Source organism: Synechococcus sp. R55.3, from assembly GCF_047461975.1.
Classification (GTDB): domain Bacteria; phylum Cyanobacteriota; class Cyanobacteriia; order Thermostichales; family Thermostichaceae; genus Thermostichus.
In genome coordinates this window covers 1-19833 of the sequence record NZ_JANSIG010000055.1, presented here as the reverse complement: position 1 = coordinate 19833, position 19833 = coordinate 1, and the positions used below count along the sequence as shown (strand labels likewise).

At 59.8% G+C, this 19833-nt stretch carries 17 protein-coding genes and 1 tRNA gene; 12 read left to right on the top strand and 6 right to left on the bottom strand.

Annotation, left to right across the window (positions count from 1 at the left end; all coding sequences use genetic code 11):
* Positions 1–73, top strand: a tRNA-Phe gene (locus NW849_RS09550).
* 312 nt (positions 74–385) lie between these two features.
* On the opposite strand, the gene NW849_RS09545 is transcribed toward NW849_RS09550, so the two are convergent.
* The gene (locus tag NW849_RS09545; RefSeq protein ID WP_414357451.1) at positions 386–1495 is read right to left on the bottom strand and encodes an RpoD/SigA family RNA polymerase sigma factor; all 1110 of its coding nucleotides are present in this window, start codon (positions 1493–1495) and stop codon (positions 386–388) included.
* Positions 1496–1815: 320 nt separating this feature from the next.
* On the opposite strand from NW849_RS09545, the gene NW849_RS09540 reads away from it, so the two are divergent.
* Complete coding sequence (locus NW849_RS09540; protein WP_041436246.1) at positions 1816–2073, top strand: helix-turn-helix domain-containing protein; 258 nt, start codon at positions 1816–1818, stop codon at positions 2071–2073.
* A gap of 384 nt (positions 2074–2457) precedes the next feature.
* Positions 2458–2757: a hypothetical protein gene (locus NW849_RS09535; RefSeq protein ID WP_414357450.1), complete on the top strand. Its 300-nt coding sequence runs from the start codon at positions 2458–2460 to the stop codon at positions 2755–2757.
* Between the two features lie 54 nt (positions 2758–2811).
* On the opposite strand, the gene NW849_RS09530 is transcribed toward NW849_RS09535, so the two are convergent.
* The 5 genes from NW849_RS09530 to NW849_RS09510 form a co-directional block, all read right to left on the bottom strand.
* Positions 2812–4104 (bottom strand): Glu/Leu/Phe/Val family dehydrogenase, encoded by a 1293-nt coding sequence (locus tag NW849_RS09530; RefSeq protein WP_414357449.1) that lies wholly within the window; start codon positions 4102–4104, stop codon positions 2812–2814.
* Positions 4105–4176: 72 nt separating this feature from the next.
* Positions 4177–4848: a diacylglycerol/polyprenol kinase family protein gene (locus NW849_RS09525; RefSeq protein WP_414357448.1), complete on the bottom strand. Its 672-nt coding sequence runs from the start codon at positions 4846–4848 to the stop codon at positions 4177–4179.
* A 9-nt stretch (positions 4849–4857) separates the two neighbouring features.
* Positions 4858–5229 carry a c-type cytochrome gene (locus NW849_RS09520; protein WP_414357447.1) on the bottom strand — a complete coding sequence of 124 codons (372 nt, stop codon included), beginning with the start codon at positions 5227–5229 and terminating at the stop codon, positions 4858–4860.
* 221 nt (positions 5230–5450) lie between these two features.
* Positions 5451–7289, bottom strand: a complete 1839-nt coding sequence (locus NW849_RS09515; RefSeq protein WP_414357446.1) for a glycoside hydrolase family 3 N-terminal domain-containing protein — start codon at positions 7287–7289, stop codon at positions 5451–5453.
* A gap of 118 nt (positions 7290–7407) precedes the next feature.
* The gene (locus NW849_RS09510) at positions 7408–8823 is read right to left on the bottom strand and encodes a RecQ family ATP-dependent DNA helicase (protein WP_414357445.1); all 1416 of its coding nucleotides are present in this window, start codon (positions 8821–8823) and stop codon (positions 7408–7410) included.
* 195 nt (positions 8824–9018) lie between these two features.
* On the opposite strand from NW849_RS09510, the gene hisB reads away from it, so the two are divergent.
* The 9 genes from hisB to NW849_RS09465 form a co-directional block, all read left to right on the top strand.
* Positions 9019–9639 carry an imidazoleglycerol-phosphate dehydratase HisB gene (gene hisB / locus NW849_RS09505; RefSeq protein WP_414357444.1) on the top strand — a complete coding sequence of 207 codons (621 nt, stop codon included), beginning with the start codon at positions 9019–9021 and terminating at the stop codon, positions 9637–9639.
* Between the two features lie 2 nt (positions 9640–9641).
* Positions 9642–11354: an alpha/beta hydrolase gene (locus NW849_RS09500; protein WP_414357443.1), complete on the top strand. Its 1713-nt coding sequence runs from the start codon at positions 9642–9644 to the stop codon at positions 11352–11354.
* 85 nt (positions 11355–11439) lie between these two features.
* On the top strand, positions 11440–13278 hold the full coding sequence (locus tag NW849_RS09495) for an ABC transporter permease (RefSeq protein ID WP_414357442.1): 1839 nt from the start codon (positions 11440–11442) through the stop codon (positions 13276–13278).
* A gap of 46 nt (positions 13279–13324) precedes the next feature.
* On the top strand, positions 13325–14248 hold the full coding sequence (locus NW849_RS09490) for an ABC transporter permease (protein ID WP_414357441.1): 924 nt from the start codon (positions 13325–13327) through the stop codon (positions 14246–14248).
* Between the two features lie 616 nt (positions 14249–14864).
* Complete coding sequence (locus NW849_RS09485) at positions 14865–15017, top strand: photosystem II protein Y (RefSeq protein WP_414330801.1); 153 nt, start codon at positions 14865–14867, stop codon at positions 15015–15017.
* A gap of 34 nt (positions 15018–15051) precedes the next feature.
* Positions 15052–16152 carry an NAD(P)/FAD-dependent oxidoreductase gene (locus tag NW849_RS09480; protein WP_414357440.1) on the top strand — a complete coding sequence of 367 codons (1101 nt, stop codon included), beginning with the start codon at positions 15052–15054 and terminating at the stop codon, positions 16150–16152.
* Between the two features lie 189 nt (positions 16153–16341).
* The gene (locus NW849_RS09475) at positions 16342–17247 is read left to right on the top strand and encodes a 6-carboxytetrahydropterin synthase (RefSeq protein ID WP_414357439.1); all 906 of its coding nucleotides are present in this window, start codon (positions 16342–16344) and stop codon (positions 17245–17247) included.
* Complete coding sequence (locus NW849_RS09470) at positions 17231–18568, top strand: DNA double-strand break repair nuclease NurA (protein WP_414357438.1); 1338 nt, start codon at positions 17231–17233, stop codon at positions 18566–18568. The genes NW849_RS09475 and NW849_RS09470 overlap by 17 nt, the downstream gene beginning before the upstream one ends.
* A gap of 126 nt (positions 18569–18694) precedes the next feature.
* Positions 18695–19833: alpha-amylase family protein (locus tag NW849_RS09465; RefSeq protein WP_414357437.1), on the top strand; the 1139-nt coding region annotated here is incomplete at its 3' end.

Sequence of the window (19833 nt, the reverse complement as noted above, 5' to 3'; positions counted from 1 at the left end):
GCCGGGATAGCTCAGTTGGTAGAGCAGAGGACTGAAAATCCTCGTGTCACCAGTTCAAGTCTGGTTCCTGGCATCTGCTGTGGATGATGGGGCGGGCTTGGGTCAACGACCTGAGCCTTTTTACTATGCCGGTGATCAAGGGCAGAAATGCACAAAGGCCAAGGCGCTGGCAGTATCGTGCCTTAACACTGGAGAAAGCAGATCGTCCGAGTTAACAGCCAGAGAAGTTGCCCGCTAAAGTCGTCTTGACCAGATCTGGCCGTGGGGATAAGGGATCCCTTGATCGCCATTTCAAGGAGCTATGGTGTTCAACCCAAGAAGATTGAAAAAAAGGTTGTCCCTGGGCAGAAGCTGGCCAGGAAATCGGTCTGTGGGTCTGTAGCCACTAGCGGATGTACTGGGCCAAAGCCCGCGAAGAATAGCCCACCCGCAATTTGCGCAGGGCATCTCGCTCGATCTGACGAATCCGCTCCCGCGTCAGGTTGAAGTGATCCCCCACCTCCCGCAGGGTTCTTGCCTGTTGCCCATCTAACCCATAGCGCAACTCCAGCACCTGCCTCTCAATCGGCTTGAGGGTTTGCATGGCAGAACGCACATCCTGCTGCATGGATTGCACGAGGATCCCTTGAAAGGGCTGCTCTTGCCGCTCATCTTGCAGCAAATCTCCAAGGCGGCTTTCTCCTTCTTGGCCGACCGGCACATCCAGCGACAGGGGCAAAGCAGCAGCCTGCTGGATCATGCGCAGTTTCTTGACTTTAATGCCCAGGGCTTCTGCCAGCTCCACTTCGGTGGGCCGCCTCCCCTGCAGCTTCATCAGCTCGCGGTTGGTGCGCTTGAGCAGGCGCACTTTGTCGACCATGTGTACCGGCAGGCGAATCGTCCGTGCTTGATTGGCAATGCAACGGGTAATGCCTTGGCGAATCCACCAATGAGCATAGGTGCTGAAGCGAAACCCCCGCTCCGCATTGAATTTTTCGGTGGCCCGGATCAACCCGATATTGCCCTCTTGGATCAGATCCAAAAACGGCACCCCCCGATTGAGGTATTTCTTGGCAACGCTGACCACCAGGCGCAGGTTGGCGTTGATCAGCTTGCGTTGAGCTTGCTCCCCTTGTCGGATGCGGGAGCGTAGGGTGGATACGGAAATCTGCAGGGCCTCGGCCAAAGCCTCGTCACTGGGATCCTCCCCCCGCTGTTGCCGCCATTCCTGCCGGGCTTGATCGATGAGGAGCTTTTGCTGAATTTTGCGCGACAGCTCGATTTCCTCAGCGTGATCGATGCGGGGCACGCGACCGATGGTATTCAGGTAGTGATCGACAGCGTCCTCGTTCAACCGGGATCCGCCGGCAACCGGCTCTGGATCAACTTCTGCAAGAGCATCTTGGGGGGCAGACTCAGGGTCGAACCAGAGATCGTCAAACTCCTGAGGCGAAGAGGCAGAGTGTTCAGGATGAGGACGAGAAAAAACCACGGCCAGGTGAGGAGAGAACTTCATCTCCCAGTCTAAAAAGGTTTCTGCTGCTGCTGCGAGCGAAAATCGATCATGACCCTCTTTTTTGTCCGGAGATTTTTCCGTTTAGATGCGGGAACAGCAGGGATCCCATCCGTCAAGTCCTTGTAGGCAAGGGGTTGCCCGGCAAAAAGCGGTAAGCGATTTTCGATCTAGACCTTGAGATAAGATTGTTCCTGAGCCAGTCAGCTCAACGGCTGCCGGGTGGGATCCCAGGAAAAGGGAACCTTGCCAGCTCAGGCTACCATGTGAGGATCCCTCAACTTCCTCAGTCTGGAAAAGAATATTTACGGCTTTCTGCTCCTATGGAGTCTAACGACCGGCACCATCCATCGGCCAACTTGATTGGGGAACGGGTGCGCTGGGTACGGGAGAAGCTGCAACTCACCCAAGATCAACTGGCGGGTCGCTTGGCCAAGTACGGTGTGCAGTTGGACTACGTCAAAATTGGCCAGGTGGAAAAGGGAAAACGGCGCGTCATTGACAAAGAACTGGTGGCCTTTGCCAAGGCGTTGGGGGTATCGGTCACTTGGCTGCTGAGCGGAGATGAATCCCACCTGTAGCGGCCTGCGGGAAAGTACATCCGATACAGGGATCCCGAACAAAAGGACGTGAAGATACTTAAATACCTTGTACTCTCGGACGTGATCTCAGTCATTTTCCGTGTAAACACGGTAGGCTGGACTCATGAATAGATTGGCTTGAGGCCAAACCCCAGCTTTTCCTTGACCATCCGCGGGGGTGGGAAAAGCAGAGAGATACAGCGCCGCGCCGGAAGTACGGGTTTTTCCAAGAAGGATCTGGATCACAGGCTTCTTCACCTAAACTTGATATTGTTGACTTGGCGTTAAGCTCCCGCCGTTTATCTGTTTGTGTGAGGTTTGCCGATGCTCTCTTTCTTCTTCAATTCCAACAAGGCCAACAACCGACAAACCGGAGGCCACCGTGTGCCTGCTGCGAGCAAAACCACAGGCACGCAACGGATCCCTAACTACAACCGCCTTTCTGCCCCCCATGAGGTGCTCAAGCAGGAGAAGCAGAGGAAGCGGGAGCAAGAGTTTACCGAAATGGAGCAAAACATCAATCGCATTCGCTACTTCTACCAAAAAGCAGACATGCCCCTGGAGATGCGGCAAATTCTGACCTACCGTAAGCTGATGGAGCTGGACTACTTTACCCCACAGGCGGCAAAAGAGCTGCTCAAGCAATGGCAGCAGCAGGAAGAGCAAGAACGCCGTCGGGCTTGAGAAAAGGGCAATCGAACCTTGGCAAGTAGGCTTGTTGAGCCAAGAGTTCCCGGTCTACGGGTAAAGGCCGCGATCCTGTAGGGCTTGCGCCACTCGGCCTACCCCCAGGGTGTAGGCAGCCAGTCGCAGCGACACTTGCCGCCGTTCAGCCTCTTGCACCACCCGTTCAAAGGCACGTACCATCAGACCTTCCATCTCTTGATTGACCCGCTCCTCATCCCAGAAGATGTAAGAGAGTCCCTGCACCCACTCCAGATAGCTCACCACTACCCCACCGGCATTGGTCAGAATATCCGGCAATACCTGGATCCCTCGCGATTCCAAAATCCGGTCGGCGGCAAGGGTGGTTGGCCCGTTGGCAGCTTCTGCCACAATCCGGGCTTGAATTTGGTGGGCATTGGCTTCGGTAATTTGATTTTCCAGAGCGGCAGGGATCAACACGTCCGCTTTTTGCACCAGTAGGTCGGCGTTGCTGATGGGCTCAGCCTGTGGAAAGCCCGCCATGCGGCCTCCCCGTTCCTTCATGTAAGCTTTGAGGGCGGGGATATCCAGTCCATTAGGATTGTAAAGGCCCCCAGAACTGCCGGAAACCGCCACAATCTTAGCTCCCGCCTCATGCAGCAAGCTGGCCGCTGCTCCACCCACATTGCCAAAACCTTGGATTAACACCGTTGCCCCTGCCAGGGATCCACCGCGTCGGGCCAAGGCTTCCCGTACGGTGATCATCACCCCCCGTCCGGTGGCCAGTTCTCGCCCCCGAGATCCCCCAATCGAGAGAGGTTTGCCCGTCACTACTCCCAGCACCGCATGCCCGACATTCATAGAATAGGTATCCATCATCCAGGCCATCTCACGGGCAGAAGTTCCCATGTCTGGAGCGGGAATGTCCTCTGCAGGGCCGATATCCTTGATCAGCTCGCTGGTATAACGGCGGGTAATGCGCTCCAGCTCCGAGACCGAATAACGCCTCGGATCGATAGGGATCCCCCCTTTGGCCCCACCGTAGGGAATGCCCATAAGGGCGCATTTCCAGGTCATGAGCATCGCCAAGGCCGAGACCTCTTCAAGGGTGACCGCTGGGTGGTAGCGGATCCCCCCTTTGTAGGGGCCGAGAACGTTGCAATGCTGCACCCGATGGCCCGCCAGCACTTGGATGTGTCCGTTGTCCAGCCGCACGGGGATCGCCACCGTCACCACTTTGCGGGGGGTGCTGAGGATCGCCACCCAGCCGGGATCCAGCTTCAGCTCGCGAGCTGCCCAATCCAGGTAGCTACAAGCCTGGGCAAAGGGACAGATGTGGGCGGGAGAGGGAGGGGCAGAAGAGGCCAGCGCAGGACTTGCAGCCATGGTGGAGAAGAAGAAAGGGCTGTTTCCACGCTATACCGCCGGGGACGGGAGAGGAACGTTTTGTAGCAAGCGTTACAAATAATTGAGGATCTGGATCAAGACGAAACAGAGGCCGGCACTGGCCAGGGGCACGGTCAGGTTATCCAACCCCCACCAAGAGAACACCTCCAGTCCCATAGCCATCCCTCCCACCAAAAGGCTCACTCCGAGCAAAGGGAGAGAGAAGCCAAAGTACCCCAGCAGCAGAGCTGCAATCACCAAGCTGCTCACCGCCCACATGGTCAGGGATCCCTCCCAGCTTTTTTGAAGGGATCCCAGTTGGTAGGGGTGTTTGCCCCAAGTTTTGCCCACCAAGCCCGCCAGGGCGTCGGCCCACGTCATCACCAATATGCCGATCACCGCGAAAACCTGTCGCTGTGGCCGCCAAAACCAAAACAGCAACAGACCAATGCTGATGGCGTAGAAACAGGTGCCAAAGCTGCGGCGACCGACCCCATTTAAGCTGGGCAAGATGGCCACTCGGTAGGAGAGCAGCGCCAAGCCGGCGAACACCAGAGAGAATCCCACCCCCAGCCAGCGGGGCACTTGCAAGGCCCAAGCCAACAAAATGATATTGCCCACGCCGATGTGGATGACCTTACGCACCCATTCCCCGTCCACCTGGCGGGAGCGCAACCATTCCGCAAAAGCGAATACGGAGGCCAGCCAGAGAGCATAGCAAGCAAGCTGCTGAGGCAGGCCCATGAAACGGCCTCAGAGGGTTTTCAAGTAGCTGAGCAAATCCGCCATCTCCTGGGGATCCGGCTGGAACTGGGGCATGGGAGGCGTTTTGCCACCGGTCACTTGCTGAATGATAAACCGATCCGAGCGGCGGCTGCTCACCCCCCGCAGACTGGGCCCTACCCGGCCATCCGCTTCTTCCCCATGACAGGCGGCACAGTTGAGGGCAAACAAGGATGCACCATGGCTAACCTGCCCCTGTAAGCTGAGGACGGCTTCGGTATAGGGATCCAGACGAGCCCCGGCACCCAGCCAAGCCCAAGCGAATATCCCCAGCCCCAGGCTGAGGAGGGCAAGACCCAGCCGAGTTTTTTGAGACCAGACACTTGTAAAGAACTGCTGCAAGGATTTGAGGAAGGGTTGTAAACGTCGTTGGGATGGAGGTTGAAGTCGCTTTTGCTCAAACTCAACCCAACTGCCAGTTGACGACTGGCTGCTGCAGGATTGAGGAGTGTCTGAGAGGGAGGGAGGCACAGACAACGCTGAGAGAAACCGTTTCAATCTTTTACATTTCAACCAACACGATAACCCAGGAGCCCTTTCCTGCCAATAATCTGTAATGGCATTTACTTTTTCTTAATGGTTTGCCGAGCTGCCTGAGATTCCGATCCCTCTGAGAGGGTGCAGTTGGGAAAGAGCCGCTCCATCACCTCCGCTTGAGCCCAGGGATCCCGGTTGAGGCTGTGGATGGCATTGGCCCATGGAAAGTGCGCCTGCAGGCGGCGGTAGAGAGATAAATTACCATAAATGACGACCGCTGCCACCCGCTCCCGATGCTGTTGCAGCCAATCCAGCACATAGTTGGGCAAGGGATCCCGAAGGAAACCTTGGAAGATGAATCCTGGGGCGTTGTTTAGGGCAGCTTCCAGCCAAGGTAGGGGGGTAAGAGCATCGCTGAGCACAGGAAGCATGCCTAAGGCAGCCGGAACATGCAGGGCGGGAGATTGCAACTGCACATCGGCAGCACCCAAGGGGGGATCCTGCCAGATCCAGTTCAACCATCCGGGCTCTGCGGGCGGGCCGAGGGGCCGGCCTCCTTCCACGCCACCACGGGCCATAGCCGCTTGACAGGGAGCAATATCCTTCTCGGCCAAGAGGGATCCCATCTGGGCAGCTCTGTGCAGAGCAGAGGGCAGGCTGGAGCGCCTGTTGAACAACTTTCCCAACGCCGAGTCCTTGGGGATGGGATCCCCCAGCAGCAAAGGCTTCAGTTGCTCGGCGGGAGAGCCACGGTTGAGGGCCGGATCCGTGGGATCCCTGGCCCCCATCCATCCGCCAACGGTGCTGAAATCCGTTTCCGCCAAGGCCGGCCACACCTGTTGGAGGAGAGCTGAGGCGGCAGGTAGGATTCGCTGTTTGGCCCGCAGAACCCGCGTCACCGACTGGGCAAGCTGGGCTGCGCTGAGGGATCCCTGTTGCACCGCTTCCAAAACGGCTGCCAAGGATGCCATCGGATCGGGGGGGGCCAAAATTAGGTCGGCACCGGCCTGGAAAGCCCGCACGGCCAATGAGTTGGGCCCGTTAGCATTGGCCAGCTCTGCCAAGCAGCCTTGATCGAGGCTGTCCACAACAATAAGCCCGCCAAACCCCCATTCCTGGCGCAACAGTTGGGTTAGCCGCCCCGGCAGCAGGGTGACAGGCCAGCGCTCATCCCACTCCGGCAGCACCACATGAGAAACCAAGATCGCCCCCACCTGCTCCACCAAACCTCGAAAGGGCAGCCAAGGCCCCTCTTGAAGCTGCGCTGGGGTTAGGCTCAGACGGGGACACCAAGGGATATCTGCTGCCTTCGGCCTACGGCCCGCCAAGGCGGCTGGAACCCGCTCCGCTCCGGCCTGAACCGACTTGAATCCCCCTTTGCCCGGAAAGGAGCTGGCCGTGGTCAGGATCCCTTCTGGAACCGCTTGCTCACATCCGCGCACGAAAGCTCGCGCCAGTTGCAAAGCAGATAGGGGATCCTCCGCCAAAGCCAGCTCCCCCAGTGGCTCTGCCACCGGGTTGAGCAGCCAATTGATGCCGATGGCTGCCGCCTCCCGCGCCGTAATCCGACCCCACTGTTCCGCCCAGCGTTCTGCCTCTGATCCCAGACGGCTCAACCCCAGGGGATGGGGAAAAGAGGTAGCCCCCTGTAGGGCCAGCCCACGACCGGCCTCTGCCGCCACCAAAAGGGGCAGAGCAGCCCATGCCTGCACCTCTTCCACCCGCAACAGGGCTTCTGCTACGTGTCCTTCGGTGATCCAGATGCCCCCGATCCCCACTTCCTGGATCAGTCGCTTGAGGGTGTCTCGACAGCAGGCTGGGGATCCCAGACGGGCCGAGACCGGCACCACCAACAGTTGGGCTACCTGCCGAGCTAGGGATAAGGGTCGATCCAGTTCCTCAAGCGGAGATCCGGAAACACTCATGGGCACAGCCGGAAGGTCGTCAGCAACGGGAAAGCTGCGAGATTCTGATCCCTTTGCAGAAAACGCAGATCATGATAACCACTCCTGCCGGTTGTGGCTCGCACTTGGCTGCTGAGGGCTAACGAGAAAGCCGACAACGGTCACAGGTGCCACAAGGCAGGCCGGGCTGCTCCCCAGGGTAGCCAAAATAGGGCAAGATCGCCTGCCACCGACAGCCGCGAGTGTGGATCAGATCCTCTATACCCCGCCAGGGATCCTCTCGTCTTAAAGGCTGCCAACGGCGGTGTAACACCTGAAAGCGAAAGGGATCCGGCCACCGCAAACAGCCCATCTCCTGCAGCAGACCCAAGGCCACCCGTGCCTCTCCGGGGGGCAGATCGGCGTAGGATCCCTGCTGGGGTAGGGTTTGGAGCAGGTGGCGTGCTCGGGCCTGAAGGCGCTCCTGCTGGGAATAGAAATAGGCTTGGCGCCGGCGATCGCTGGGATCCAGCATGCCCGTCGGCTCCGAGACCAGCATCAGGGCCCGACAAGGGCCACCATCCCGACCGCCTCGTCCCACCTCTTGCAAATAATCCATCAAGGTGGGCGGGGGATGAAAGTGCAGTACCCAACGCACGTCCGGCTTGTTGATGCCCATGCCAAAGGCGTTGGTGCAGACCAGAAAGCGCAGTTCCCCCTGCAGCCAGGCCCGTTCCAGCCGACGGCGGGATCCCGCTTCCAGTCCCCCATGGTAGGTGGCGGTTTTTAGGTTCTGTCGGCCCAGCCACTCGGCCAGCTCTTCCCCATCCCGCCGGGTGCGCACATACACCAGACCCGAGCCGGGATTTTCCCCCAGGAATCGCAGCAGACGGCGACGACGATGCGCCGGGCTCCAGGCTATCGCGACATTGAGGGAGATATTGGCCCGCAGGGGATCGGCGCGAATGCACTCCGGATCCCGCAGCTCTAGGATTTGGCTGAGGCGGCTGCAGGTTTGGGGGTCAGCCGTGGCGGTAAAAGCGGCAATGGGAAAGGAGGACTTCACCGGGGCCAGAGCCGGGCGCAGCAATCCCAGACGGCGGTAGTCGGGCCGGAAGGATCCCCCCCAATGCACCAACGTATGGGCCTCATCCACGATCAGGCCGTTGATGTGCACCTGAGGCTGTTGCAGCCGTTGCCAAACGGGGGGGCTGAATAGAGTCTCCGGCCCCAAATAGAGCAGGCGCAGTCGGTTTTCCTCAAGGGCCTTCAACACCCGCTTGCGCAGGGCCGGATCCAGTTCGCTGTGGAGACAGGCCGCCGGCAGCTTGCGTTTCCAAAGATCCTGAACTTGGTCTTCCATGAGGGCGATTAGGGGTGAAACCACCAGCATCACCCCCCTTTGCAGCAGAGCTGCTAGCTGAAAGCACAGGGATTTGCCAAACCCCGTCGGCAACACCACCAGCGCGTCGCGCTTGTCCAGCAGAGCCTGGATCACCTGATCCTGCGGTGGGCGCAGCGTCTCGTAACCCCAGTGTTGCTTGAGGGCCTGTTGGATTTGCTGCCAATCCTGCAAACGGCAACCCCTTCTTCAACACTCTCTTCCAGCACTCTACGGCAATTCCAAGGGAAAAAAGAGCAGGGCGGAGAAAGGAAAGAGCCTCTCTTCTCGCTCCTCACTGCTTAGGCCGTGTGGTGCCGATGCTCGCAGGCTTGTGCAATTCTAGAGCTGGAGCCTACCTGCTGCTCCACAGCGTTCTCGGCCACTTCCATGACTGCCATCGACTCCTCGCGCCTGCTCCACCCCAGAACTGCCCTTGTTCACCGTCGCACCGGGGAAACGGATGTTCAAATTCGTCTGAACCTGGATGGCAGCGGCCACTACGAGATCGACACCGGGATCCCCTTTTTGGATCACATGCTGGCCCAGCTCAGCACCCACGGGCTGATCGACCTGCAGATCAAGGCCATAGGGGATCTGCACATCGACGATCACCACACCAACGAAGATGTGGGCATCACGCTGGGACAAGCCCTGGCGCAGGCTCTGCAGGATCGGCGTGGCATTCATCGCTTCGGCCATTTTTGGGCACCTTTGGATGAAGCTTTGGTGCAGGTGGTGCTGGATTTCTCCGGGCGTCCTCACCTCAGCTATGGCCTGGAGCTGCCCACGGAGCGCATTGGCCGCTACGAAACCCAGTTGGTGCGGGAGTTTTATCAGGCGGTGGTCAACCACGCCCAGCTCACTTTGCACATTCGCCAGGCTGCCGGCCTCAATGCCCACCATATTGTCGAGGCCAGTTTTAAGGCGTTTGCCCGCGCCCTGCGCATGGCCGTAGAACGGGATCCCCGCCGACAAGAAGGGATCCCTAGCTCCAAGGGGGTTCTGTAGCCGTGCGGTGGCTGCAGGGGGTGTTTGCCTTGGGCCTAGGACTGGCGACAGTTTTGGCTGGGCCGGGCCGGGCGTGGAGCGCAGAGCGCTTGGGGGTGTTTCTGCCGCCTTTGATTGAGTTCTCTTTGCCCGTGGAGGATCTGGCCCGGTTTGCCCACAATGGCGCGGTAAGCCGGCAGTTGGATTTTTATCTGCGGCGGCTCACGCCAGAGCAACAGGCAGCTTTGGCGGATTTGCTGACACGTAATTTTGACCTTGACCAGGTTACGGTCAGCCAGTTTACCTACTCTGCGATTGGCGAAGATCTGCTGCGGCGGTTGACCCTAGTATTGCATGGAGATGGAGAAGCAGAGTTTTATGCATTGCGGGCGGCATTGATCCTGGCGGCAGGGGATCCCGAGGGGCTGACGTTGGTGAATGTGTTGCGCCGCTACCCGCTGGAGAAGTTGCAGATCGATCTGGATATGAGCATTCGCTTGGTGCGAGAGGCCGGTCAACTCTTCCGCCAGCGGGATCTGGTGATCGCAAGGCTGCGAGAAGAGGCCGGGCGGAAAGCTGAGTGGGCATCTTCCAGCGCTTCTCTCAGCATGGCAGCCCAAGACTCAGCTCAACCTCACCTTAGCCCCGAGCAGCCGGGTGAGTTGGAGTGGCAGGTGGAGCGCTTCCAGTTGGTCAACCCTTGGCGCGATACGCCTGTGTCGGTGGAAGTCTATCTGCCGGAGGGGAAGGGGCGTATCCCCTTGGTGGTGATCTCCCACGGCATTGCCTCTGACCGCAATACCTTTGCCTACTTGGCCCGCCATTTGGCTTCTTGGGGGTTTGCGGTGGCGGTGTTGGAGCATCCGGGCACCGATGTGGAGCGGGTGCGCAGCTTTTTGTCAGGGTTTGGCTCTTTGCCGGGGCCCTATGAGTGGGTGGCGCGGCCCCAGGATATTTCTCTGCTGTTGGACGAGCTGGAACTCAGGGCACAGCAAGATCCCAGCCGCTGGGGCAGGCTGGATGTAAAGTCGGCAGGACTGTTCGGCCAGTCTTTGGGGGGATACACGGTGTTGGCGGCAGCAGGGGCTGCGCTCAATCCAGCCCGCTTGCAAGAGAACTGCCAGACATCCCATTCCTTGGAGCTGACCCTGAATGTTTCTCTGTTGTTGCAATGTCGGGCGATAGAGGTGTTCCAGGCTTCCAACCTGGCCGCGCAGGCGGGGCAGTTGGCAGATGCGCGCATTCAGGCGGTGTTTGCCCTCAACCCCCTCACCAGCACGGTGTTTGGCCCAGAAGGGCTAGGCCAAGTGGGGATCCCGGTGATGATAATGTCGGGCAGCGAAGATTACTTTACCCCCGCCCTAGCAGAGCAGATTGAACCCTTTACCTGGCTGGGATCCCAGCAGCGCTATTTGGCGATAGTGGAGGGATCCACCCATTTCACCTTCCTGGGTGGGGGTGGCCAGGGGGCCTTCCCGGTGCCGCAGGAGTTGATCGGGCCAGATCCCCAGTCAGCTCGCCCCTTGCTCAAGGGCTTGGCCACTGCTTTTTTCAAAACCTACCTGGCGGCGGGATCCGACTCCGGCGGGTTTTCTGAGTATTCGACTTATCTCAACTCTGCCTACGCCGAATCCCTGACCCCAGCACCTCTACGCACCACTTTGATTCGAGACTTGAGGCCAGAACGGATCCAACTGGCCTCGTTCGCGACGGCGGTGCGGAGCACTTTCCCGTGAGAAGTGTCTTGAGCTGAGGAGCTGAGAAGAGGGCTGGCTGCTATCTTTTCGGATTATTCCCTTTGGTTTTGCTGAATCTCTGCCCATGCTGCTGTTGCTGACCAATCTGAGCGCCGTTTTGCTGTTTTTGCTCTGCCCCTGGTGGGTGCTGAGGCGGGAGTTCGGCGGCACAGGGGTGCTGGCAGGAACCTTTGGCCTCATCGACCCGCAGCAGTTGGGGATCCCGGAGACTTTGGCGGTGGGTTGGATCCCAGGGTTGAGCTGGGCCTGGGTGCTGTTGGCGCTGTTGTCGTGTCTGGCCCTGGGGATCAAAGAGCGGCAAGTGCGGGCCCGCTGGCTGTACAGCTTGGGGGTGGGCGGTCTAGTTCTGTTTGGGCTGGGCTTGCTCTGGTTTTATGGGGCAGTGGGGGCGGTGAACAGGGCGGCCCTGGCGGAAGGGATCCCGCCAACTCGGTTGCCGTTGCGGCGGTTCAGCCCTTCTTTGGCTAGCTATGCCAGCTTTGCCTATGCCCTGCTGCTGTTGCTGCTGGGGCGGCTGCAGTTGCCGGGGGGAAAAGCCTTTTTGGTGCGGCGGCGGCAGATCATCGTCCCCCTGACTGCCTTGGGGGCGGCGGTGGCAGCAGGGGCGGTGGTGGTGGGGTTGCTGCGGCCCGGCCTGGGCTCCTCGCCCGATTCGCCTTTTTTTGTAAAGCTAAGCACCAAACTGGACTTGATCACCTACACCTTTCAGGTGCTGTTTAGCCCCATCACTCATCTGCCCGGGTTGTTCCAGAGTTTGCTGCTGGCCACTCCTCTGATTTTTACGGGGTTGGCGGTGGCCTTTGGCTTTCACGCGGGCTTGTTCAACATCGGCGCGCCGGGACAACTGACGATGGGAGCCATTGCCACCATGCTGGTGGGGGTATACCTGCCGGGGCCAGGTTGGCTGACTTTGCCCCTCTCGGTTTTGGCGGCGGCTGCCGGTGGAGCCCTTTGGGGTGGGATCCCCGGTTGGCTCAAGGCCCGCTTCGGCACCCACGAGGTCATCAACACGATCATGATGAACTACATTGCCGCCTCAATCTTCTTGTTTTTAATTTCGGCCAACCAGTACCGTTTTTTCGGCTATCCGGTCACTTTGCCCTTCAAGGCCCCCGGCCCAGAAGCCCGTAGCTACGAAATTCGCCCCGAATCGCGGCTGCCCTCGCTGCTGGAGTTGCTGGGGCTACAGGGATCCGGCCCCGGGACGCTGTCTTGGGCTTGGCCCTTGGCCCTGTTGGCCGGGGTGGGGTTTTACCTGCTCTGCAGAGGCTGGCCCCTGCAAAGACGATGCATCGGATCCCTGGCGGCAGGGCTGGGGGGATATCTGCTGGGGGGCATCTTGCCCGGTTGGCCGGTGGAGGTGCCCACAGGGTTGGCCGCCATCCGCTTGAACGGGGCCTTTTTGATTGCGCTGCTGGCGGTGGCAGTGGTGAATGTCTATCTGTGGGGAACCTTGGAGGGCTATGAGCTGCGGGCCATGGGCTTTTCTCCCAGAGCGGCAGAATATGCCGGGGTGGACTTGGGCCAAAAGCAAATCTGGGCCATGGCCATCTCCGGCGCCTTGGCGGGGCTGGCTGCAACCCACTATGTTCTGGGGGCCGGCCTCGAAGAATACCGCCTCAAGCAATCCTTGCCTGCCCAGGTCGGTTTTGATGGCATTGCGGTGGCCCTGATGGGGCAAAACTCTCCTCTGGGCATCGTCCTCACAGCACTGCTGTTTGGGGTACTCTTGACGGGGGGGCTGCGGCTCAATCTGGAATTGGGGATCAGCCGAGAATTGGTGACCGCTCTACAAGCTTTGATCGTCTTGTTCATTGCAGCAGGTGGCCTGTTGCCCGGCTATTTCACGGATCCCTTGCAGGCAGCCCAGGTAGAAATGGACTGCGATGAACGCTCAACTTGAGTACCCCTGAGCGGAGATCTCGCTTGCGCTGGCGTTGCAGAGCACTATGGCAACTCTGTTTTGGGCTTTGATCCCGGCTACCCTGCGCTCCACCACCCCTCTGTTGCTCACGGCCTTGGGGGGCATGTACTCGGAACGCAGTGGCGTGGTCAATATTGCCCTGGAAGGGATCATCTTGTTTGGGGCTTTGGCGGCGGCAGTGACCACCCAACGCCTGGAGGCTCCCCTTCTGGCGCAAACTCCAGCAGCCCAGGTGGGTTGGATCCCTTGGGTGGGTCTGTTGGCCGGGGCCTTGGGGGGAGTGGCCATTGCCTTTGTGCATGCGCTGATGTGCATCCGCTACAGAGCCGATCAAATTGTCAGCGGCACCGCCATCAACCTGTTGGCCATGAGCGTGCCTTCGCTGGTGCTGCAATCCTTCTACGGCAACACCACCAACTCTCAGGAAATTGTCAATCGGCTGCCGTTATGGCATGGGTTTAGCCCCTTGGTGTACCTGGCCTTTCTGTTGGTGCCGATCTCCTGGTGGTTGCTGTTCAAAACGCCCTGGGGCTTGCGGCTGCGAGCGGTGGGAGAGCATCCTCAGGCTGCTGCCACCATGGGGGTGGATGTCCTGGGTATGCGCTACGCGGCGGTGCTGCTCTCCGGCTTGTTGGGGGGCCTGGCGGGGGCTTATCTTTCCATCGGCTTTTTGAACCAGTTTGTCCGCAACATGTCAGCAGGAAAGGGCTTTATCGCCTTGGCAGCGATGATCTTCGGCAAGTGGCATCCCTTCGGGATCTTGGGCGCAACGCTGTTGTTTGGAGCCACCGACGCCCTGGCCATCCAACTGCAGGGAGGAGATGTGATGCCGCCCGTGTTGATCCAGGCTTTGCCCTTTGTGTTGACGATGGGGGTTCTATCGGGAGTGCTGAGCCGCACCCGCCAAACCCGCCCGCCGGCTGCCCTGGGCAAAATCTACAGCAACTGAAAGAGAGCCGAGAGACAACCCTTTCTAGCGCACAGTCATGATGGTCATCTCGATTCAAACTAGGACACTGCACCCACACCTAAAACGTTGGTCGCGTCGGCGTTGCGGAACAGTAATGCACTCGGCCAAAGGCTTTCCTCAATGGCCCAGGCATCTCACCCTAGACTGAACACCGCAGTCTAGAAATGGTCTAGAAACAGCTTAGAAACCCTCGGAAAGGCAGAGGGGCGCCAAGATGGGCTCCGGGGAACTCCCCAAAACAGGGATCCTCTCATGGGCAGCAATATCAAACTGGCTCGGTTGCTGGCTTTGGCGGCAGTTAGCGGTTGATCGGGGTCGATTGTACGCCCCTGCTGGGTACGCTAGTTCTGGACGCGATTCTCGGTGTGGGCCTGTTGGCTCCCGCCTCAGCAGTCCAGATGGGGCAAAGTCTGTCCGGTAGGGATCCCCATTTAGGTTTATTCTGGACTTAGCCATCTTTCCAGAGTTGCACCTCAGCTTGTGCGGGATCCAGAGTCGAAAATGGTTTCACCCTATCGGGATTCCGGCAGTTGCCAACCCTGGAGGCTCTTGTTCCGAGCAGTCGGTAAATCTATGTTAGGGGGGGATGAAAACCATGGACATTGATCTTCGTCCGCTGATCGTTTTGTCGCCCATTGTTTTGGTGGTTGCCTGGGCTGCTTACAACATCATCAAGGCTGCCATCAAGGGGGAGGCCAAGCTCTTCGGCGAAAGAGGCAACAACCCCTTTGGCAGAGGGGGGAGCTGAACGTGCGGATCCGCTCACAGCCGGCAGGCTCAGTATGCTAGGTGAGGAGACCCAGGCAGCGGTAACGCCCTCCGAGGGGACAAGCCCAAAATCCGCTGATGTGATTGTTATTGGGGCCGGAGTGGCCGGCTTGGTGTGTGCAAGGCAACTGCTGCGGGCAGGGCTCCAGGTTCTGGTGCTGGAAAAATCGGCAGGCTTGGGCGGGCGCATGGCCACCCGTCGAGTTGAACATGCTGGACAAACGGTGCCGGTGGATCATGGAGCTCAATACCTGACCGCCGACTCGGATGGCTTTCATCGCTGGGTGAAGGAGCTGCTGGGCCTGGGGCTGCTGACGGAATGGACACGCTCGCTGCATGTGCTGGATCGAGAAGGGCTGCGCCCGGAGGATCCCAACGATGAAAAACCGCGCTATGTCTGCCCTCAGGGCATGACGACGCTGGCCAAACACCTGGCTGCCCCGCTGTCGGTACACACCCAAACTCGTGTGGTCAGCCTCAAACCTTTGGTAACCACCTGGCAATTGAAAGCGGAGAACGGCCAATGCTACGAGGCTGCTGCCTTGGTGGCGACAATCCCGGCCCCCCAGTTGCTGCCTTTGCTCCGCGAAGGGATCCCCCCGGCTGATAACCTGTTGTCTCTGCTGGGATCCGCCCAGTATCAACCCTGCCTTGCGGTTTTGGCGGGCTACTCCGAGAACATACCGCCACCGCCCTGGAAGGGGATCAAGTGCTTGGAGGATCCGATGTTGGCCTGGCTGGGACTGGACAGCAGCAAGCGCCTACAGCCACTCTCGCCCGTGGTGGTCTTGCATGGGGGGGCGGAGTGGTCATCTCTGTACCTGGAGGCCAGCCCACCTGAGCTGGAAAAGGCCGGTCGAGAATTGCTGGCCCACGCGGCCCAACGGCTGGATCCCTGGCTGGCTTCGCCACAATGGATGCAGGTGCACCGTTGGCGCTACGCATTGCCTTTGGAAACCACGGGATTGGCCAGCCTAAGCACCCGTATTCCCGCCGCTGAGGGATTGCCTTTGGTTTGTGCCGGCGATTGGTGCGCCGGGGGTCGCATAGAGGGGGCTTGGCTCTCAGGGCAAGACGCTGCCAAAACCCTGCTTGGAATGCTTTCCGGGAAATGAGGGGATGCAGAGGGTATGCACGGGCCGACTCGGTCGGCAGGGGAAATGCCTGGCCTGGCGCAGGACGGAGATGACGGCAAGACCACTGGGAGGGCAGGCTGAGGGCCGCCGAGAATTTCCACCCTCTGGGCCGGGGAGTGTGCCAAGCTGAAAGGGTGGATCCCCTGGCAGGTACTCTCCTCTCCATTTATGCTCAGAACCTGCACAATCTACCGTCGGGCGCAATTTGCCGCCAGCCACCGGTACTGGTTGCCCGAGCTCTCAGAAGCCGAGAACTTGGCCCGCTTTGGCCCCAATGCCCGTTTTCCCGGCCACGGCCACAACTACGTGCTGGAGGTGGGCATGAGTGGCGAGGTGGATGACTACGGGATGGTGCTCAACCTCTCGGATGTAAAGCAAGTGATCCGGCAGCGGGTGATTCAAGATCTCAACTTTGCTTATCTAAATCAAGCTTGGCCGGAGTTTGCCCAAACCTTGCCCACTACCGAGTTTATCGCTTACGTGATTTGGCAACGCCTGGCCGATGCCTTGCCCCTAACCAGCGTCCGTCTGTACGAGGATCCCGAACTTTGGGCCGAATACCGAGGAGAAGCCATGCAAGCCTACTTGACTGTTGCCACCCATTTCAGCGCCGCCCACCGTTTGGCTCTGGATCACCTGAGTTTTGAAGAAAACAGCGCCATCTACGGCCTCTGTGCCCGTCCCCACGGCCACGGCCACAACTACGGCCTGGAGATCACCGTCAAGGGATCCATCGACCCGCGCACGGGGATGATCGTGGACTTGGCGGCCCTGCAGCGGCTGATCGAGGAGCAGGTGGTGAAGCCGCTGGATCACACCTTTTTGAACAAAGACATTCCCTACTTTGCCCAGGTGGTGCCTACTGCCGAAAACATCGCCCTCTACATCCAGCGGCTGCTGACTCTGCCCCTGCGGGAGCTGGGGGTGCAGTTGCATCGGGTTCGCCTGCAGGAGAGTCCCAACAACAGCAGCGAGGTCTACGGGGAGTTTCCGCTGGAAGAGCTGCTCAACTCCTCAGAAGGACAAGATGTGGCTCCCCCCGCTTCTGGCAGCCCTATTGCCACGCAACGCTGATGTGACCACCATGCTGGATCTGGTTAAGCTGAGCGGGCAAATTCCTGCCTTCACCCGGCACTTGCAACAGGAGTCGAAAGCCGGCCAAGAACGCCTGCGCCAAGCCTGGCAAGTTTTCGAGCGCTGGCAGCAGGAGCCGCAGGTTTGGCAGTCCCGCTGGGCCGAGTGGGGATCCCATCTGTCGTTTGTTTGCGCCAGCCCTGCCGAGCCGCCGGAAGCTTGGGGATCCCTGCCCAAGGTTGAACCTCTGCAGGGGCGACACACGGTGGTGGCCACGGATGGATCCCAGATTTTGCCCAGCCATCACGAGATTGCCTATTGCTCGCTGATCAATGTTGGGCGCGTGGTTCTCCACTACGGCACCCAGGAGTGGCCGCTGTTGGACAGCCAGCCCCTGCTGCTGTATGGAGATGAATCCTTTGCCCGGCACTCAGACTCCTCTTCCCCGGAGCGGAGGGCAGAAGGGTTGCCGAGGGCCCCCCTTAACCGGCGAGACTCTCGCCCACGGCGCACCCCAGGTGAACGCAATCCTACCAGCGGCACGGAGTCCTCGTTGGGGCTGGAAGAGATACTGGCCTTACGACGCTCCCAAGCGGAACTGGAGGAGCTGGCTCGTTTGGCCCTGTCGGTGCCCCGTCGCCGCACCACGCTGGCGCTCCTGGATGGATCCCTGATCCCCTGGGGACTGGAACCTCTGTCCCAGCCGGCCCGGCGCCCCTGGTTGGATCCCATTCTGGCGACCTTGGAGCAGTTGCGGGCGGCCCGCATCCCTCTCGTGGGCTACATCAGCGCCTCTCGCAGCAGCGAAACCCTTAACTACCTGCGCCTGGGGCTGTGCCCCTACCTGGGCTGTGAATGTTATCGCTACTGCCTTGCCGACAAAACCCCCCCTTGCCATCCCTTTGCCCCCCTGCCGGATCGCGTTTTTTGGGGATCCCTGCTGCAGCCGGGAGAGCGCAGCCCCCTTTGGCGCTGCGGAGCCAGCGTGTTGGACGCCTTCGGGGAACACCACGTCCACTGTTGTTACCTCAATGTTGGCGAGGGATCCCTGGGCCAAGCCGAAATTGCTCGCCTGGAGTTTCCCGCTTGGGTGGTCCAGGATGCGGAGTTGCTGCAGCGGGCTCTGGCAGGGGTGCTGAGCCAAGTGCACAAGGGCTTTGGCTACCCCATCGCCTTGGCGGAAGCCCATCATTTGGCGGTGGTGAGAAGCGGGGATCGGCAGCGGTTTTTTGCCTTGATCGAGCAGGAGCTGCTCCGGGCCGGCCTGCGCCACGTGGCCGTCTCCCGCAAGGAAGCCCAGAAGCGGAGTGGCATTGCCTGAGCCCGAGAAAGCCCGCACTGACCCTGGGGATCCCTGGCACCCAAGAAAAGGCTGTAGCCTATTGAGGGGATCCCCATTCAACGGTTAGGGTTGCCAAGGTGTCCCAATCCTGTCTCTGTTGCCAGCATGATGATCCGAACCCCTCTGCGCAGCATCATCTCCCCCCTCACCCACAACCCCCTCTGGTACAAAGACGCGATCATCTACGAGCTACCGGTGCGGGCTTTTGCCGACAGCGATGGCGACGGCGTGGGAGACTTCCAGGGCCTGACGGAAAAGCTGGACTACCTGCAGGATCTGGGCATCACGGCCATTTGGCTGCTGCCCTTTTTCCCCTCGCCCCTGCGGGATGACGGCTACGACGTCTCCGATTTCACCAACGTTAACCCCACCTTGGGCACCCTAGAAGACTTCAAAATCTTTCTGGATGCCGCCCATCAACGGGGGATCCGCGTCATCATCGAGCTGATCCTCAACCACACCTCAGATCAGCACCCGTGGTTTCAGCGGGCTCGGCGGGCTGCTCCCGGCACCCCAGAGCGAGACTTTTACGTTTGGAGCGATACGCCCGAAAAGTACAAAGAAGCCCGCATCATCTTTCAAGACTTTGAAACTTCCAACTGGGCCTGGGATCCGGTGGCCAAAGCCTACTATTGGCATCGCTTCTACTCCCACCAGCCGGATCTCAACTACGACAACCCCGCCGTGCAGAAAGCCATCTTTGAGGTGGTGGACTTCTGGCTGAGCATGGGGGTGGATGGCCTACGGCTGGATGCCGTGCCCTATCTCTACGAGCGGGAAGGCACCAACTGCGAGAACCTGCCGGAAACCCATGCCTTCCTCAAGGCCCTGCGCCAACACATCGACCGCAACTATCCCGACCGCATGTTGCTGGCCGAGGCCAACCAATGGCCGGAAGATGCCGTGGCCTACTTCGGCGACGGGGACGAATGCCACATGGACTTTCACTTCCCCCTCATGCCGCGGCTGTTCATGGCCATCCAGATGGAGGATCGCTTCCCCATCATTGACATCCTGCAGCAAACCCCGCCCATCCCCGAAACCTGCCAATGGGCCATCTTCCTGCGCAACCACGACGAGCTCACCTTGGAGATGGTCACCGACGAAGAGCGGGACTACATGTACCAGGTGTACGCCAAGGATCCCAACGCGCGGGTGAACCTGGGCATCCGCCGCCGCTTGGCCCCCCTGCTGGGCAACAGCCGCCGCCGCATCGAGCTGATGAACAGCCTGCTGTTTTCCCT

What these genes read in the sequence shown, in the direction of transcription:
- NW849_RS09495 (WP_414357442.1), top strand. Translation starts at nt 11,440, where the DNA reads ATGCTGCTGTTGCTGACCAATCTGAGCGCCGTTTTGCTGTTTTTGCTC.
- NW849_RS09480 (WP_414357440.1), top strand. Translation starts at nt 15,052, where the DNA reads ATGCTAGGTGAGGAGACCCAGGCAGCGGTAACGCCCTCCGAGGGGACA.
- NW849_RS09490 (WP_414357441.1), top strand. Translation starts at nt 13,325, where the DNA reads ATGGCAACTCTGTTTTGGGCTTTGATCCCGGCTACCCTGCGCTCCACC.
- NW849_RS09530 (WP_414357449.1), bottom strand. Translation starts at nt 4,104, where the DNA reads ATGGCTGCAAGTCCTGCGCTGGCCTCTTCTGCCCCTCCCTCTCCCGCC.
- NW849_RS09515 (WP_414357446.1), bottom strand. Translation starts at nt 7,289, where the DNA reads ATGAGTGTTTCCGGATCTCCGCTTGAGGAACTGGATCGACCCTTATCC.
- NW849_RS09485 (WP_414330801.1), top strand. Translation starts at nt 14,865, where the DNA reads ATGGACATTGATCTTCGTCCGCTGATCGTTTTGTCGCCCATTGTTTTG.
- NW849_RS09475 (WP_414357439.1), top strand. Translation starts at nt 16,342, where the DNA reads ATGCTCAGAACCTGCACAATCTACCGTCGGGCGCAATTTGCCGCCAGC.
- NW849_RS09545 (WP_414357451.1), bottom strand. Translation starts at nt 1,495, where the DNA reads ATGAAGTTCTCTCCTCACCTGGCCGTGGTTTTTTCTCGTCCTCATCCT.
- NW849_RS09540 (WP_041436246.1), top strand. Translation starts at nt 1,816, where the DNA reads ATGGAGTCTAACGACCGGCACCATCCATCGGCCAACTTGATTGGGGAA.
- hisB (WP_414357444.1), top strand. Translation starts at nt 9,019, where the DNA reads ATGACTGCCATCGACTCCTCGCGCCTGCTCCACCCCAGAACTGCCCTT.
- NW849_RS09525 (WP_414357448.1), bottom strand. Translation starts at nt 4,848, where the DNA reads ATGGGCCTGCCTCAGCAGCTTGCTTGCTATGCTCTCTGGCTGGCCTCC.